Genomic DNA, 1483 nt, shown 5'->3' with positions numbered 1-1483 from the left:
CATTTATGCGCTTACAGCAAAAACTCCGAAGACCCTGACATTGCGGATGAATAAGATTATTCAGAGGGCGGAGAAATTCGTCTGCCCCATAAAACCAGGGCGGACAGTACCAAGGGCAGAAAACAAGCGAAAGACCCAATTTCATCATAATCACAAGTCAAATTGTTAAGATTTTGGGAGAGTTGGGCTTAAGTTGTGAACATTGATTTCAGATACTTAAAAACTTGCCCAAAGCACCCTAAAACAAGCACTTTCTTATCTAAATATTAATTGTAGAAGCTTATCCTGCAAAATTTGTAGTACGATACTACATATACCTGGGGGAAATTCCCATCCAAACAAAGCCAAACCAGCAATCAGTTGTAGATGATTATGGGATTTTCTTGATCTTCGGTAATAATTGGCTGATTACCCTATGCAATGTATGTGCATTGTATTGCCTACATCACTTGGGAATGATAGAATTTCAATAGGGAGAAACTCTATGGCTAGTACAACAATCAGTTTGAGAACGGATACGGAACTCAAGGCTCAGGCCGAGGAAATCCTCAATCAACTTGGAATGACACTGAATGGAACCTTCAACATGCTTCTTCATCAGATTGTGAGGGAAAAGTCAGTGCCATTGAGTTTGTCTCTGGCCTCCGAAAATTCATTGTATGCAGATTTGCTTGTTGCAGAAGATGAACGTATAAACGGGTATGTCGGCAGAAGTGGAGATGAAATCCTTAAGGATTTTGACTTGATTGTGGCAGAGGCAGAAGCCAAATATGGGGTATGAAGTTATTGTCTCCAGAAAAGCCGATGAAATGCTTGTCAGTCACGTAAGATTCCTTGCCCAAGTGAGTATCCCTGCTGCCAAAGTATTGAGAAATGAGTTCTGTTCTGTTCTTGTTGCGTTGAAGGATAATCCCTTCCAATTCCAACTGGAAGAGGATCTTGGATTACCCAGCGGTAAATACAGACGGGTTGTTTTCGCTAAAAGGTACAAGGCGGTTTTCTCGGTTTTTGAAAATAGCGTGTTTATTGATGCCATCATTGATTGTAGACAATCAATGAGACCATAACAGACCACTATCGTTACCAGGAAGGATTTTCACATTTTCCACACAGTTTGAGAGATGGATCTTGTGAGACTTGATCAAGAAGTGTCTTCCAAACCGTGCGCAGATCAAAGACGCTCTACCCCTGCTTGCTTCGGCCATTGAGAGGGCCAGTCGGATATCAAGTTTGTAGATTGAAAGTGGTTCTGATGCACCTCTTAAGCTTTGATCATGTATTGTTTAATCACTTCAGGATTGTCTCTGATCAACTGAAGTAGACGGCGGGAGGGGCCTTCTGGAGTATTTCTCCCTCGCTCCCAAGCCTCGACTGTTTTCTTGGATACACCAAGGGAAGATGCAAAAAGGACCTGACTCAAGCCGACTCGATTACGGATTTGCTTGATGTCCTCACTGGAAAAAGACTCTACCGGTCTTATTGC

At 42.3% G+C, this 1483-nt stretch carries 3 protein-coding genes; 2 read left to right on the top strand and 1 reads right to left on the bottom strand.

Annotated elements, in window-relative coordinates:
- Window positions 1-484 precede the first annotated feature (484 nt).
- Together JF818_RS02105 and JF818_RS02100 are read left to right on the top strand one after the other, a co-directional pair.
- Entirely contained in the window at window positions 485-781 is a 297-nt protein-coding gene (locus JF818_RS02105; protein WP_117329046.1) for a type II toxin-antitoxin system RelB/DinJ family antitoxin, read from the top strand.
- Complete coding sequence (locus JF818_RS02100; protein ID WP_198890339.1) at window positions 771-1067, top strand: type II toxin-antitoxin system RelE/ParE family toxin; 297 nt, start codon at window positions 771-773, stop codon at window positions 1065-1067. Before JF818_RS02105 ends, JF818_RS02100 begins: the two co-directional genes overlap by 11 nt.
- Before the next feature lie 194 nt (window positions 1068-1261).
- Here JF818_RS02100 and JF818_RS02095 read toward each other — a convergent pair.
- A partial coding sequence (locus tag JF818_RS02095) for a DNA-binding transcriptional regulator (protein ID WP_198890338.1) occupies window positions 1262-1483 on the bottom strand: 222 nt, incomplete at its 5' end.

The organism is Sphaerochaeta sp. S2 (genome assembly GCF_016406725.1).
In the GTDB taxonomy this organism is placed as follows: Bacteria; Spirochaetota; Spirochaetia; order Sphaerochaetales; family Sphaerochaetaceae; genus Sphaerochaeta.
Note: the sequence above shows the minus strand (reverse complement) of the source record. Positions and strands in the feature narration are given on the sequence as shown.

Excerpts from the sequence above, each read along its gene's own strand:
- JF818_RS02100 (WP_198890339.1), top strand. The coding sequence starts at position 771 with ATGGGGTATGAAGTTATTGTCTCCAGAAAAGCCGATGAAATGCTTGTC.
- JF818_RS02105 (WP_117329046.1), top strand. The coding sequence starts at position 485 with ATGGCTAGTACAACAATCAGTTTGAGAACGGATACGGAACTCAAGGCT.